Below are 14,095 nucleotides of genomic sequence, written 5' to 3'. Positions count from 1 at the left end.
CCGAAAGGTCTTGCTGGAGCCAGCGTAGGCGCAGGAGCGAGTGAATGTCTTTTCAGAAAATGGACCGAAATTTTCAGTCCAAAAAAGGAAAATCTTTTCACGCCGAGAGTGGGCATGATGACCGGCCGTTCGCCGTGTCGATCGCCATGGCCATGCTGTCGGAGTGGGGCGAGTCTCCCTCGGCGCGCAAAGAAGTGGGGCGCATCACCGCGGCGAATGAGCGGACGGTTCGCAACTGGTTCGAGGGGCGTAACGGCCCCAGCGGCGAGAACCTCGTCGCCCTCGTCCGCCACTCGGACGCTGTGTTCGGAACCGTGCTCGAACTATCCGGCCGCCAGGCGCTGTTGCCGGTCGCTGGGATCCTAGGATTGCGAGACCAGCTCGACGCATTGGTCCACGCCATCGACGAGTTGCGAGTCCATTGAGCGACGCTCCGAAGGCTGTTGTCGGCTTTGGGCCAGTTTTAAGTTGTCCACATCCCTTTGGTGGCCAGCGTTAAGTGGTGGCCCTAAGTTGTCGATTCTCGCCTCTTCATAAAAATCAATGCCTTACGAAGACCGCGTTAAGTGGTCCCGACAGAAACCACTTAGAACTGGCGCAATCCCAGCTAAGAGTGGCGCAGGCGCGTCACAGGATGAGCCTCTGGCAGCGAGTGACTCATCGCGGACGTTGGCATCTGCTGTCGGCCGGTCACCACAGTGGCCTATCGGTGCCAGTCGCCAATTGCGGCACTGACCTGCTAAGGTTTGCTCCCCGCGACGGAAACGCGAGAGCCAGGGCCTGGTAGTTCGCGGAAATTACCTTGGCATCGTGATAAAGTCGGGGGTCAGGCAGCTGCCCGCCGCCTTACCTCATCGAGGATGGCGATCACCTCCGTCTGATCGGCGAGGCTGAAGATCCCCGACACACCTAGGGGGTCGAAGTCGGTGAACGGGCTTTCGTAGAGCAAGTCGGCATCCATCTGGCCCCGCTCGGTCAGGTGCTCGATGACCATGTTCAGGAATTCGATCTGGCTCGCTGACAGCGCACGGCCATCCATGAAAGCGGCGAAGGCCGCCTTGGCCGCCTCGCGGTCGAGGCCGACGAGTGACCGGACGAACAGGCCCAGCCCGCCTTCCGTTCGAACGCGATCAAGGTCCTCAGGCTCGGCGACCCCGGCCTGGAGGAAGATACGTTCAAGTTCCGACAGGTCCCTAGCCGTCAGCGGCTCGTTGACGCCGGAGCGCTTCGGGCTCCGGGTGGGCGAAGACTACTTCACGATCGCTCCCAAAGATGTTCGCACCGTCACCAATCAAGTTGAGGCGGCCCTGGTCGCGGGCTCTCCCTCAGCGGCCATCGGCGAATTCCTGGCCTCGGTCGCCGAAGGCGGCGCGCCGCCGCCAGCGGAGCTACCTATCAGCGAACAGATGGTCGAGGCCGTCCGGAGCCTGGCTCCCTTCGCGATCGACAGCACGGACACGACGCTCGAGTTTAGCGAGGACGGAGCTGTTTGGGATGGGCAGGGTCAGGGAAAGCTCTTCCTGATCGTTCGGGAGAATTTCGAAGAAGTCGAATACGCGCCGCTCCCGCTCGAGCAAGATCCCGATGATGAAGTGCCGGAGGCGCCCACCCCGGTCGCCATTCCCAGCCGTTTGCGTGCAACGCTAAAGCCCCACCAACGACATGGGTTGGACTGGCTTGCGCAGAACGTCCACGCAAAAAGGCCAGGAGCGCTGCTCGCCGATGACATGGGGCTTGGGAAGACCTTGCAGGCGATCGCCTTCATGGCTTGGCTTCAAGAAGAGGCTCAGGCGGGGCGTCGCTCGCAGGCACCTTTCCTGATCGTAGCTCCAACAGGCCTCCTGGGCACCTGGCGCGATGAGATTCTCAAGCATCTTGATAGGCCTTGTCTGGGGCCCTTGGTCCCGGCCTTCGGGTCAGACCTGAAAACTTTGCGCGACGAGGACAGTTTCGGCGGTCGGGACATCGAGACCGGCCGTGCTGCGCTCAAGGCCGAGAATTGGCGTGAAGCTGGCGTGGTGCTCACTACCTACGAGACCTTGCGCGACTATCATTTTAGCTTCGCGCGTACGCGCTTTGGTTTGATCGTCTATGACGAAATCCAAAAGCTGAAAAATCCGACCAGCCAGATGACGCGCGCAGCCAAGGCGCTGAACGCAAGCTTCTGTTTGGGCATGACCGGCACCCCGGTCGAAAACCGCCTGCAGGATCTGTGGTCCATAATGGACGTGCTGACACCCGGGCTTCTCGGGGCAAGTCGTGATTTCGAGCGACGCCACCCGGCGGATGATGGAGTCGCCTTGGCAGGTCTCAAGCGGCAGCTTACCGAGGGGGGGGCGGGGAAGCCCGCCTACATGCTGCGTCGCCTGAAAAGCGAAGCACTGGAGGGGATGCCCACCAAGCATATCCACACCGCCTCCGTGGAAATGCCGCCAGTCCAAGCCGCCGCATATCGCGATTTGGTTCTGCGTGCCGCAGCTGCGGCGTCGGGCGGAAACATGGGCAAGGGCAGCATGCTGTCCACGCTGGCCGCACTGCGAGGGGTCTCGCTTCATCCGCTCGACCCAAGACAGGCACCGACCGATCTAGACCTCTACGCTCGCGATTCCGCCCGCCTAGGCCATACGCTTGGTATTTTGGACAAGGTGGCTGCTCAACGCGAAAAGGCGCTGATCTTCATCGAGGATCTGGCCATGCAGGAGCGCTTGGCCGGCCTGATCCAGACGCGTTTCGGCCTCCCAGGCGCGCCCATGCGGATCAATGGCTCAGTGCCCGGACCAAAGCGTCAGGCCATGGTCACCAGCTTCCAGCAAAATCGCGATCGCTTCGACGTGATGATCTTGTCGCCCAAGGCGGGTGGGGTGGGTCTGACGCTCACCTCCGCCAATCACGTTATCCATCTATCGCGTTGGTGGAATCCTGCGGTTGAGGATCAGGCTACGGATCGGGTGTTCCGCATCGGCCAGGGCAAGGATGTGCATGTCCATTTGCCGCTCGCCGTGCATCCTGATCCCGCTATTCGCGAAGCTAGCTTCGATCTTCGCCTCAACGCGCTGATCGAGCGAAAGCGCCAGTTGACGCGGGACTTGTTCCTACCGCCCGATCCTAGCGACTCCGAGCTGTCGGATCTGTTCCGTGAGGTTTCTCTGGCCGCGGACATTGATCAAGGTCCGGCGGTGACCGAGGTTGCGTCTCGCGCCGAGCCCATCATTGACCTTACCGTCGAGCGAAGGCCCATCCTAAGCTTGCCTAAGGCGATCAGAGATACGGGCGTTCGCCATTGGCGCCGAGAGGCCGGTATGTCCCGGCCGACCGATGAGATCGTCGCGCTCTTTGCAGGGAAGGATAGCCTTATCGTCGCAATATAGTGAAGCCGCCCTTAAAGCTCGCTGTTGCGGCGGTGTTAGGTGGTCAGCGGCCTAATTGCGCCGCTCTTAGTTTGGGGCGTTAAGTTGGCGAATTGCGCCGCCCCTTTAAACTCAACGGGTCGGTGCGCCGCTCTTAGGTGGGGCCGCCACGTGCGGCGAGAATGTGTCCGCGCGTGGAGCCGAAGGCTCCTAGGCCGTCGGGAGCATGCGGCGGAAGATGTCGTCCAGGCGCGCGCCGGCCGGCTTGGCGGCGACGGGCGCGGCCGCCGGCGCGGGCGGCGGGGTCGGTTCGCAGTAGGCTTTCAGGAAGCCGGACTCGACGGTCACCGCATCCTCGTTGGCGGCCGGCGGGCAGCCGAAGACGTTGCGCAGGGCCAGCGCCATGGCCTCGCCCTCGCTGAGGGCGGCCTTGGCCTCGACCGCCGGCACGACGTCGTCGAAGACCTGCTCGAACACCTGGTAGGGCAGGTTCGCCTGGTTGATCATCGAGAACAGACGATTGACGTCGCCAGCCATGGCATCGGCTCCACCGCGAACGCGGCACGGGGTTAAGGTCGTTTGCCGCCCTTCTCCCGGCCCGCCATCTCGGCGAGCAGGACAAGGGCGGAAGAGTAGTACGTGCGGTCTTGCGACGCTCCCCGCAGCGCCTGGATCGACGGGTCGTCCAGCGCCAGGGCGGCGATGGCGACACCCCCGCCAGATAGCGGAAAGTCGGCTTCATGACCGTCGGACATATTGACCCATGCCGGTGGCGCTTTTTGGGCTTGAATCTTTCCGCGCCAATACGCGGCGGTGTCGCGCGCCAGCGAATCTTCTCCTCCCCAGGCCAGGTAGAGGGGCACGCGAATGGCGTCGAAACCGAATAGCGGAGGTTTTTCAGGCGCTAAGGCCAGGCCGCCGTCGGCGCGCACCAGAAGCCAGTCCGGAGGCAGTTTCTGAGCGCCGAACCGCCCCTCGCGGGCCAGTTTCACCCCGTCGGCGACCAGGGTGCGCCAAGGCGCCGCAGGGCCGTCCTCGACGGCGAAGTCCTGCAGGGCCGGCAGGACGAAATAGGACGGGTTGGTGACGATCCCGGCGGGCGAGCGAAAGCCCTCCAGGCCGGGCAGCAGCACGGTGCGGCCGCCGACCTCGACCACCAGGCGCTCGGCCACCGCCTCGCGCATGGCCCTGGAGGCGGCCAGGTAGCCGTCGTCCTTCCAGCGCCGCCCGGCCCGAAGCAGGGCCCAGGCGGCCAGGATGTCGCCGTCCGACGCGTTGTTCTCGTCGGCGACGGCGGGGCGGGAGCGCGGGTCGTAGCGCCAGGCCAGCAGCGGCGCGTTCTTGCGCACCAGATTGGCGCGGGTCCAGCCCCAGGCCTTGTCGAAGGCCTCGCGGTCGCCGTGGCCCTCGGCCAGCAGCATGGTCCAGCCCTGGCTCTCGCTGTGGCTGACGCCGCCGTTCTCGGGATCGATCGTGCGGCCGTCGGGCTGCACGTAGGCGGCCTTGAACTGGGTCCAGCCGTCCGGCGGCCGCGCGCAGGCGTTGCCTCCGGATGCGACCAGCATCGCCATCAGCAGCCTAGACCCGGTGCTCGAACACCAGCGGCGAAGCCAGGGGATCACGGCAGGTCGTGGTCCCGCCGGGGCTGCCCTGGGCCGCCAGCCAGGCGCCGTAAGCGCCCGCCAGAACCTCGGCCATGAGCGGCGGCCAGGCCCGCCGGGCGTCGTCTTCGAGAACATTCGGACAGGCCCCATGGGTGATGAGGATGTGGTCGTCGGCCGCCGCGAGCTGCACCCAGCCCCAGTCCATGCCGTCGAGAATCTCGTTCAGGCGGGCTTCCAGCTCGTCCAGGGTCTCGAGCCTGGGCAGGGCGTGGCTGCGGGCCATCCGCTCGCCCGTGGCGCACAGGAAGCGCTTGACCGCGCCCTGGTCGGCGACGGCCGCCAGCTCGTCGGCCAGCGAGGCCAGGAACGGCGCCCACTGACCGCTGACCCGCCGCCGGCGCAGGTAGCCGAGGTCCTTGGACCGGGGATCGAACTCGCTGGCGCTCATCGGCCGCCGTCTCCGCCGAGGATCTGCTTCACGCCCACGCTGACCGCAGTCTCGTTGTAGACGCCGAAGGTGTTGAAGTTGACCGCCCCGCCGATGCTGGCGCCGGGCCGGAACTGGTAGTCGGCCGACAGCCCGCCCGAGATCCCGAAGCCGCTGGCGCTCTGGGCCAGATAGCGCGGGAACACGTCCGCATCGGCCTGGGCCAGGGTCGTCAGCTCGCCCTGCAGGGCCGGATCCATCGGGAAATAGGCCGCGCCCGCCTGGTTGTAGGTCTGGTAGCCGGGGGCGACCGCGCCCTTGAACTTCCACGCGCCCTGCCTGGCCGTGACGCTGATCGGCGCGGTCAGGCTGGTGAAGGTCTTGGGGCTGAAATAGCCGCCGTGCCCCAGGCTGAAGAAGTTCTGGTTGTTGTCGAAGCCCTGCTGGTTGAGGTTGAAGCCGACCTGCACCTGCGTCTCGCCCCGGCGGTAGGGCCGGATGTAGCCGCCCAGATTGACCTGGTAGCTGTCGTTGTCGGCCACATGCTCGCCGTCGTAGTGGCTGTAGCTGGCGTCGCCGTAGAGGCCCGAGGCGCCGTCGTCGTAGGACAGGCTGACCCCGCCGCCGGTGCGCATCACCCTGCCCCAGCGCTGGCCGGTGACCGTGTCGCGGGCGCCGGCATAGGCCACGACGCTGTCGGTGACCGGGCGCCGCTCGATCCAGGCCTTGCCCTGGCCGCTGGCGCCCAGGCGCGGCGAGAAGGTCAGCCCGCCGGCCACGTCGACGTCGCCGAAGCCGATCGGGGTGGCGCCGATGTCGGCCTTCAGCGGTCCGGCCTCCATGGCCAGGTTCACCGACGCGCCCGAGGCGCTCTGCGGCGAGGCGGCGCGATAGACCGGCGCGAACTCGCCGACGATGGCGCGGGCGTTGACGATCTGGTTTGCGCCATAGCGCTGCTCGGCCGAGCCCGAGGGCGTGCCGCCGTCGATGCTGACCGGCGACAGGGAGGCGGTGAAGCGCGCCTCGCCCAGGTTGGCCGAGGCCGAGGCGCTGGCCGACAGTTCGTGCAGCCGCCCAAGGCCCGCCTCGCCCGAGCGGGCGCGGATCTGGGCCGAGCCGGAAACCTGCGCGGCGGTGCGGGCGGTGATCTCGGCGATCTGGCGGTCGATGTCGCCGACCACGGGGTCACGCGCCGCCGGGGCGACGAACGGATTGCCCGGCGCCGGCGCGACCGTCGCAGCCGGACGCGGCGAGGCGGCCTCGCCCGCGCGGCCGTTGCGGCCGGTGAACGGGAAGGCCACGCCGGCGAAGTTGCGCTCGCCGGTCGCCGCGTACGAAGCGGCGGGCGCCGGCGCGGCCGGAGCCAGCACGCCGGCCAGATCGTCTCCGCCGGACGCCGTGTCGACGCCCAGCAGCGGCGCTGCGGCCGCCGAGCCCATCAGGTCGTAGCGGCTGGCCGCCACCGGCAGCACCGACGCGCGCGCCGGGACGCCGCCCGAGGTGAACGGATTGGGGCCAAGACCGCCGCCCGACGAGGCGTTGGAGCCGCCCGGCGCCAGCACCGCGTCGAGGCCCGAGCCGAAGGTCGGTCGCCGCTCGCGCAGGAGCTTGGCCGTGCGCAGGGCCTCCAGGGCGCCGCGCTCGTTGCCGGCCTGGCGCTCGACCCGGGCCGAGGCGAGATAGAGGTCGGCGTCGCGCGGCGAGGCGGCGATGGCCTGGGCCAGCGTGCGGCGGGCGCCGGCCACGTCGCCCCGGCCAGCCGAGGCGTCGGCCAGGCCGATCAGGGCCTCCTTGTCGCCGGGCTTGGCCCGCAGCAGTACGCCGTAGGCCTGGGCGGCCTCGTCGTACATCTTGCCGTCCAGATAGACCCGGCCCAGCGGCGCCAGCAGGCGGGTGTTCTTGGGCGCCACGGCGAAGGCGGCCGACAGCACGTCGAAGGCGCTGGCCAGATCCCCGTTCTGGCGCAGGCGGTCGGCCCGCTCCGCGCCCAGGGTGGCGGTCAGGTCGGCGACGGCGCGAGTTCCCTCGGGCGAGGATCCGGCGCGGGTCGCAGCCTGGCGGATGATGGCGGCGGCCTCGGCGTCGCAGCCGGCCTTGGCCAGCACCGCGACCATGCCGTCATAGCCGGCCGGCGCCTCTGTGACGCCCTCGACCAGGGCGCGCTGGGCGATCGACAGGGCGGTCTGGCGGTCGCCCAGGTCGTAGAGGGCCGAGGCCAGGCGCCCCTCGGCGTCGACCGACAGTCCGGGGCGGGCGGCCAGCCCGCGAAGCTGGGCGACGCTGCCGCCCTGCCTGGCCTGGTCGATGGCCGCGTCGATCTCCAGCCGGCCGCGCAGGGCGGTCATCTCCGGCGTCATGCGGCCCACGGGCGCGCGGTTCAGCAGGGTCAGGGCCTCGCTGGGCCGCCCCTGCTGGTCGGCGAAGACGGCCGCGGCGTGGATCTGCTCGGGGCTGCTGCCCGCGGCGACCTGGGACATCAGGCCTTCGGCCGCCTGGACCTCGCCCTGCCCGGCCAGGAAGCGGGCGAAGTCGAGCCGCACCCACGGGTCGCTGGGCGCCGAGGCCAGCGCGCTCTCGAAGGCGGCGTTGGCGCCCGACAGGTCGCCGTTGGCCCACAGCTGGTTGGCGCGCTCGTGGTCGATGCGGCCGCGCAAGGGATTCTGGCCGCTGGCGTCGGGCTGCAGGGCCGGCGAAGCGGCCGCCGCCGTCTCGGCCTCGGCCGTGCGTCCCTGGTCGAGCAGCACCTGCACCAGGCCCTGCTGGGCCTCGGCCTGGGTCGGGGCGGCGGCGAGGATCTGGCGATAGACCCCCTCGGCCTCGGCCGCCTTGCCCTGGCGACGCAGCGACTCGGCCAGCAGGTTCGAGGCCAGCAGGCGGTCGGGATAGGTCTGGGCGGTCAGCGGCCGCAGGGTCTGCTCGGCCTTCGCCGCCTGGCCCTGGTCGAGCGCCGCCTGGGCGGTCTGCAGGCCGGAATAGAACCGGGCGCTGGTCAGGGCCTCCTTCCAGCGGCCGGCGCTGGCGGGGCTGGCGCGGCCGGCCCGGGTCAGGAGGTCGGCGGCCTCGGAGAACTGCTGGGCCTGCAGGCGCACCAGGCCCAGGCCGCCGAGCGCGTCGGCGTCGGTCGACCGGCGCGAGAGGGCGGCCTGGAAGCGGCGTTCGGCCTCGGCGACCTCGCCGGCCTGCAGGGCCTGGAAGCCCCTGGCGCGGTCGCCGGCCGACGGGTCGACCGGCGCGGCGGCGCTGGCCTTGGGCGCGACCTTGGCGGCCGCCAGCTTGCGCGAGATCTCGGCGTCGTTGGGACGGGCGGCCAGGTAGTCGCCGAACAGGTCGGCGTTGCGCGGATTCTCGTCCATCCAGGTCAGGGCCTGGCGCCAGGCGCTGGCGGCCTTGCCCGAGACCGCGCCGCCGCCGCCCGCCAGTCGGGCCAGCAGCGCCACGCCTTCGCGGCGGGTGCCTTCGCGGTAGGTCAGGGCCTGGCCCAGCGCCAGCTGGACGTTCTGGTCGCCGGGCTTGCGGGCGGCCAGGGCGCGAAGGCCGGTCTGGGCCTGGGCGACGCCGCCGGGCGCGCCGGCCAGGGTCTGGTAGTACTCCAGCGCCAGGGCGTCGGGCGGGTTGGCGCCGCCGAACGCCTGGCGATAGGCGGCCGCGGCCGCGGCGCTGTCGCCCTTCTGAGCCAGGCCCCGGGCCCTGGCCAGGTCGCCGCCCCCGGCCGCCGGCGCGCTGGCGCCCGGGCGCTGGGGCGCATCCAGCGCCGCCAGGCCGCGCTTGGCGGCGGCGTTGTTCGGATCGGCCGCCAGGGCGCGCTTGTAGGCGTCGGCGGCCAGGTCCTTGCGGCCCTTCTGGCTCCAGAAGTCGCCCTGGCGCACGAGGGCGGACACCGCCGCGCCTCCGGTCTGGGCCTCGGCGACGGTCGCCGTCCCGCCCGCCATCAGTATGGCGGCCAGGGCGGCCTCGACGGACATGCGACGCAGGGTCTTCACTTGTGGCTGTCCCCTTCGAGACGGCGTCGCGCGACGGACTTCAGCGCGAAGATGATCGGGAACGACAGCGCCAGGCCGACGCCGAAGATGGAGGCGGCCAACAGCAGCGGACGCTGGCTCAGCCACCACATCATGTAGACCCACCAGGGCAGGTCGCCGGTGTGGAACTGCTTGCCGACCTGGAAGCTGGAGAAGCCGTCCTCGGTGACCACCGCCAGGTCGCCCTGCACGCGGGCGTTCTGGGCCGGGTCGTCGAGGCGGGCGATCACCGCCGGCAGGCGGGCCGGATCGCTGGCCAGCACCGCCACCACCGCCCGGTCGCGGTCGTAGGGCGAGCGGAAGCTGACCAGGCCCTCGAAGCCGTCGCCGGCCACCAGCAGGTCGTCGGCATGCTCGCGGGCCTTGGCGGCCTCGCCGTCAGCCATCAGGAACACCCGCTCGGCCAGGGCGGCCGCCTTCAGGCGCAGGCGGTCGTCCTCGAAGGCCACCGGCGCACCGGCGAACAGGCCCGAGAGGCGCCGCGCCGTCTCAGGCCGGCCGATCAGCAGCACGTCGCGGCCCTTCAGCGAGGCGGCGTCGGCGCCGCGCGCCACCGCCACCCGGGTCACCGGCGCGCCGGTGACGTCGCCGAACCGACCCATCAGGTTCAGATAGGCCTCGATGTCGGCCGGGGCGGGATTGGCGTCCAGCACCACGGTGGTCTTGTCGAGGTCGGCGTTACGCGTGAACGGAAAGCCGGCGCTGGCGAAGAAGGCCAGGTTCGGCAGGGCCGCGAAGTGGCGGCCGCCGCTGAGGTCGATGGTGCTGTCGGGATCGATGCCGCTGTGGACGTTGGTCGGCAGCTGGCCCTGGCACGCGCCGGTCTTGTTGCTCTTGATGTCGAAATAGAACTGCAGCTGGCTGGCGCCGAACAGCAGGTAGGGCGGCAGGTCCAGGCTGTGCTCGTTGCGGGCGAAGCGGTTGAACAGGCCGCGCACCTCGGCGGTGCGGTCCTGGGCGCTCAGCCGATAGGAGCGCAGGTACTGGCCGTTCAGCGACACGTCCAGGCGCGACTGCTCGCGGTCGAACCACGGCCCCTTGGGATAGCGGTAGCGCACGCGCATCGGCGCGCCCTGCACCGGCCACAGGAAGAGGTCGGGCGCGACGCGGAACGGCACGGTCACCGGGGCCGGCGACAGGCCCGGCGCCTGCAGCAGTTGGGCGTCGACCAGTTCGCCCATCCGCACCGGACGATCCATGCGCAGCCAGCGCGGCGCGTCATAGGGCGCGCGGGGGGCGATCAGGGCGGTGTCGACCTGGGCCATGGCGCCGCTCAGGCCGCCCTGCGAGATGCTGAGCGCCAGGGCGGCGCGGCGGATCTCGGAGGTGTCGCGGCCGATCACCAGCAGCAGCCGATGCTCCGGCGCCTGCGGGTTGGCGACCACCGCCAGGGTGGGGCCACTGACCTGCGGCAGGACGAGGCCGCCGATCGTCTGGCCCGACTGGCCGAACACTACGCCCTCGCCCTGCGGCAGGACGCCGACCAGGGTCGGGAAGGCGAAGCCGCGATAGCTGGCCCGCATGCCGAAGTACGAGGCCGCCGCCCCCGCCCCGCGCAGCACGGCGTCGGACGGCGTCTCGGCGAACACGAAGGGCAGGACGAGCTTGCCGCCGCCCTTGTCGAAGAACGGTCCGGGCAGTTGCGACAGGTCCGGCTGGGCCGGCAGGCGCGAGACGGTCAGCTCCAGGCGCGAGCGCTGGTTGCTGACGTTCATCCACAGCGACGAGTGCTGCGGGTCCTCGCAGGCGCGGGTGTAGTGGCCGATGAAACGGAGATTGAGGTTGTTGTCGCGCAGGAACAGGGCCGGGTCGATCGGGATCGACCACTCGGTTCCCGCCGCCCGGTCGGGGGTCAGCATGACCGTGCCGGCCGGCTCGCCGTTGAGGGTGACGGCCAACTGCGACAGGTCGCCCAGAAGCGACGGCGAATAGGCGCCGTTGACCACCAGGCGCGCAGCCGTGACCACCTCGTCGCGGCGCAGGGTGAAGTCGACGCCGGCCTCGCCCTGCACGCCCTGCAGGCGCAGCGGCTGTCCGAAGCCCAGGTCCTTGAGCGTCAGCACGCGGGTCGAGCCTGCCGGCGCGGGCGCGGCGACCTCGGTCGGCTGGGCCTTGGCCTGGCCGCTCCAGCCCAGGGCGCCGGCCAGCAGCGCGCCGGCCAGGATCACCGCCGCGCCGCCGTCGGGACCGCCGGCGCGCGAGCGCGAGGTCAGGGCCGCGGGCTTGGCCGCCCGCCACCAGAAGAGGATGCTGGCGCTGGCCCGCACCAGGCCGGCCAGGGCCGCCATCGGGCGCACCGGCGCCCAGTGGGCGTTGGGCTGCCAGGCGTCGGCGCGGCCGACGACGTTGCGCACCAGGTCGCGGCGTTCGGCGAAGCCGAGCGGCAGGAACTGCACTCTCAAAACCCCCTTGTCGAACATGACGGCGCGGGCCTTGAACTGGCGGGCGCGCTCGTCCTGCAGGAATTCAACCGTGTCGATGTGGCGCTCGTTCCCCCAGAAGCCGTCGGGAACGATCGCCGAGAGCCCGCCCATCGAGACCTCGCGGGTCTCGACGTCCAGCACCTCGCCGTTGGTCAGGCGCAGGCGGGCGGGCAGGAAGGCCTCGATGCGCACGTGCTGGCGCACCTGGCGCGTCTCGCGGCCGACGGCGATGGCGGTCAGCAGCACCAGCAGGCTGAACAGCGTCCAGAAGGTGTTGAGCACCAGGGTGCCGACCAGCACGACGTCGGGCTCGGCGGTCACCAGCTTCCAGACGCCCCAGCACAGGCCGGCGATCAGCAGGCCCGCGACCACCACGTGCGGCCACATCAGCGACCAGTCGAAATAGCCCTTCTCCAGCCGTCCGCCCTTGTCGGTGACGTTGAACTTGCCGCGCTTGGGAGCGAACAGCGTGACGATGGTGGGGGCCACCAGGTGGAAGGCCAGCAGGGTCTCGTAGATCTCGCCCCAGAACGCCATGCGTTCCTCGCCCTGCATGCGGTTGTTGGTGACGATCGAGTGCACCAGGTGCGGCAGGGCGTAGACCAGGATCACCGGCGCCGAGGCGCTGATGATGTTGAAGCCCAGCAGCAGGAAGGCCAGCGGCGAGGTCAGGAACACGATGCGCGGCAGCGGAAATTGGAAGTGCAGCATCGCGTTCAGGTAACAAAGCCGCTGGGCCAGGGTCAGGCCCTTGCCAAACAGCGGATTGTCGACGCGGAAGATCTGGGTCATGCCGCGCGCCCAGCGGATGCGCTGGCCGATGTGCAGGGCCAGGCGCTCGGTCGCCAGGCCGGCCGACAGGCGAATCTCGAGAAAAGCGGTGTTCCAGCCCTTGCGCTGCAGCTTCAGCGCGGTGTGGGCGTCCTCGGTGACGGTCTCGTGGGCGAAGCCGTGGGTCTCCTCCAGCGCCGAGCGGCGGATCACCGCGCAGGAGCCGCAGAAGAAGGCCGCGTTCCACAGGTCGTTGCCCGGCTGGACGACGCCGTAGAACAGGTCGCCCTCGCCGGGGATGTCCTTCACCGTCTGGATGTTCCGCTGCACCGGATCGGGTGAATAGAAGTGGTGCGGCGTCTGCAGCAGGGCCAGGCGCTGGTCCTCCTGGAACCAGCCGATCGTCATCTGCAGGAAGGCGCGGGTGGGGATGTGGTCGCAGTCGAAGATGCAGACCAACTCGGCGTCGGTCTGCTCCAGGGCGTGGTTCAGGTTGCCGGCCTTGGCCCCGAAGTTGTCGGGGCGGGTCATGTAGATCGCGCCCGCGCGCTCGGCGAATTCCTTGAACTCGGGACGGCGGCCGTCGTCCAGCAGGTACACCTTGAAGCGGTCGCGGGGATAGTCCATCCCCAGCGCGGCCAGCACCGTGTCCTGCACGATCTCCAGGCTCTCGTTGTAGGTCGGAATATAGACGTCGACCCGCGGCCAGGTCGCCGGCGCGCCTTCCAGCGGCCGCACCGGACGCTGCAGCGGCCACGCGGTCTGCAGATAGCCCAGCAGCAGGATCAGCCAGGCATAGATCTCGGCCAGATAGAGGCCCGTGCCGAAGAAGGCCTCGGCGGCGTTGCGAAAGTGCAGGGTCTCGGTCGTGCGCCACCACAGATAGCGGGTGCTGACGATCACCGAGACCACGCACAGGGCCACGGTCAGGTGCTTGGACTGCGACAGGCGGTTGGCGACGACGACGCCGACGATGGTCGCGCCGGCGAACAGGGCCTGGTCCTTGAAGCTCAGCGGCATGACGATCGCCACCACGGCGACGGCCAGGAAGGCGGCGATCAGCAGCACCACGCCGATGCGCAGCATCGCTCGCTCGGCGAAGGACTTCGGCGACACCCCGACCGTCATGCCAGCTCGCGCGAGTCTTGGTCGTCGAACGACGGCCATGGCTGCATTGCTGTCATAGCCGCTGAACCTTCCCTCTTTAAAGTCAAGCTTTCCGCCGAAGCGGACGGCCGATGCTATCTGTTGCGCGTATGGCGCTACAAGCGAGGCTGTATGGCTGATCTGGAAACAGTTCCAGCCGGCGGCTCCGCGACCAAAGGCCGCATTACTTCCCATGGCGGGAAAATCGCCGTCTCGACAACCCGATTACAATAATGAACGCCGCGCGATACTTGCAGGCAACTCTATGCGCGAGCTCAACCGAGGAAGCGCGCCCAGAGGTGGAATTCACCGCGCCAGCGGGCGTCGGGGGACGGATTTCGGCGTCCGGCAATCGAGC

The 14,095-nt window shown here is 69.5% G+C and carries 8 protein-coding genes; 2 read left to right on the top strand and 6 right to left on the bottom strand.

What is annotated here, in order from left to right; all coding sequences use genetic code 11:
* The first annotated feature begins 44 nt into the window (after positions 1 to 44).
* Positions 45 to 425 (top strand): hypothetical protein, encoded by a 381-nt coding sequence (locus C1707_RS09895; RefSeq protein WP_101714955.1) that lies wholly within the window; start codon positions 45 to 47, stop codon positions 423 to 425.
* Between the two features lie 401 nt (positions 426 to 826).
* Here the strand turns inward: C1707_RS09895 and C1707_RS09890 are convergent, their stop codons facing one another.
* A complete protein-coding gene (locus C1707_RS09890; RefSeq protein ID WP_101714954.1) occupies positions 827 to 1,204 on the bottom strand; it encodes a type I restriction-modification enzyme R subunit C-terminal domain-containing protein in 378 nt (125 codons plus the stop codon).
* Positions 1,205 to 1,238: 34 nt separating this feature from the next.
* Here C1707_RS09890 and C1707_RS09885 point away from each other — a divergent pair, with 34 nt between their 5' ends.
* The gene (locus C1707_RS09885) at positions 1,239 to 3,368 is read left to right on the top strand and encodes a DEAD/DEAH box helicase (protein WP_145998472.1); all 2,130 of its coding nucleotides are present in this window, start codon (positions 1,239 to 1,241) and stop codon (positions 3,366 to 3,368) included.
* 189 nt (positions 3,369 to 3,557) lie between these two features.
* Here C1707_RS09885 and C1707_RS09880 read toward each other — a convergent pair whose 3' ends face one another.
* Genes C1707_RS09880 through bcsA form a run of 5 tightly spaced genes read right to left on the bottom strand, consistent with a single transcriptional unit; the run spans position 3,558 to position 13,719 of the window.
* Positions 3,558 to 3,884, bottom strand: coding sequence for a hypothetical protein (locus tag C1707_RS09880; RefSeq protein WP_101714952.1), 327 nt, complete (start codon positions 3,882 to 3,884; stop codon positions 3,558 to 3,560).
* A gap of 32 nt (positions 3,885 to 3,916) precedes the next feature.
* Positions 3,917 to 4,918 carry a family 8 glycosyl hydrolase gene (locus tag C1707_RS09875; protein ID WP_164467319.1) on the bottom strand — a complete coding sequence of 334 codons (1,002 nt, stop codon included), beginning with the start codon at positions 4,916 to 4,918 and terminating at the stop codon, positions 3,917 to 3,919.
* Between the two features lie 7 nt (positions 4,919 to 4,925).
* Positions 4,926 to 5,399, bottom strand: a complete 474-nt coding sequence (gene bcsD / locus C1707_RS09870) for a cellulose biosynthesis protein BcsD (protein ID WP_101715124.1) — start codon at positions 5,397 to 5,399, stop codon at positions 4,926 to 4,928.
* A complete protein-coding gene (locus C1707_RS09865) occupies positions 5,396 to 9,358 on the bottom strand; it encodes a cellulose synthase subunit BcsC-related outer membrane protein (protein ID WP_123170740.1) in 3,963 nt (1,320 codons plus the stop codon). The genes bcsD and C1707_RS09865 overlap by 4 nt, the downstream gene beginning before the upstream one ends.
* A complete protein-coding gene (bcsA, locus tag C1707_RS09860) occupies positions 9,355 to 13,719 on the bottom strand; it encodes a UDP-forming cellulose synthase catalytic subunit (RefSeq protein WP_164467318.1) in 4,365 nt (1,454 codons plus the stop codon). Before bcsA ends, C1707_RS09865 begins: the two co-directional genes overlap by 4 nt.
* Positions 13,720 to 14,095: the final 376 nt, after the last annotated feature.

The organism is Caulobacter flavus (assembly GCF_003722335.1).
GTDB classification, from domain to species: Bacteria; Pseudomonadota; Alphaproteobacteria; order Caulobacterales; family Caulobacteraceae; genus Caulobacter; species Caulobacter flavus.
Note: the sequence above shows the minus strand (reverse complement) of the source record. Positions and strands in the feature narration are given on the sequence as shown.